1 tRNA gene is annotated in these 501 nt (G+C 47.3%); it reads left to right on the forward strand.

Annotated features, from left to right (window positions below):
* Positions 1 to 243: 243 nt before the first annotated feature.
* A tRNA-Glu gene (locus ACB032_RS22130) sits at positions 244 to 319 on the forward strand.
* Positions 320 to 501: the final 182 nt, after the last annotated feature.

Below are 501 nucleotides of genomic sequence, written 5' to 3' on the forward strand. Positions count from 1 at the left end.
AGGTAACCCTAGGGGAACCTGGGGTTGGATCACCTCCTTACCTTAAGATGACGAAGTTGTTGAGTGTTCACACAGATTGCCTTGATTCAAAGTAGTTAGAGCAAAGACCTGATGCGCCTTGGCGTGTCAGTGCTTGTTTGGTGAAAGCCAAACGAGAGAAGCCCTTTTGTTGGGTGTCGGGACGTGAATAGCAGCGAAAGCCGCTACCCGGTTACCTGCGCGCAAGCGCAAAGACAAATCCGGGTCCCCTTCGTCTAGAGGCCTAGGACACCGCCCTTTCACGGCGGTAACAGGGGTTCGAATCCCCTAGGGGACGCCACTTCTCTTCTTGCTAACAAGAATGCAGAGTTAAGAACTGATTCTTAACTCTGTTTTCTTCAGCCTTGTGCTGTTGCAAACATGCTCTTTAACAATCTGGAAAGCTGATTTAAAAAGTAGTTCTCAAACATTTGTTACAAGTGCTTTGGAAACTTCTTGGCGAAAACCAAATTTTATTTGGTC

Origin of the sequence: Aeromonas sp. S5(2024) (assembly GCF_041403025.1) — a bacterium.
Lineage (GTDB): Bacteria > Pseudomonadota > Gammaproteobacteria > Enterobacterales > Aeromonadaceae > Aeromonas > Aeromonas hydrophila.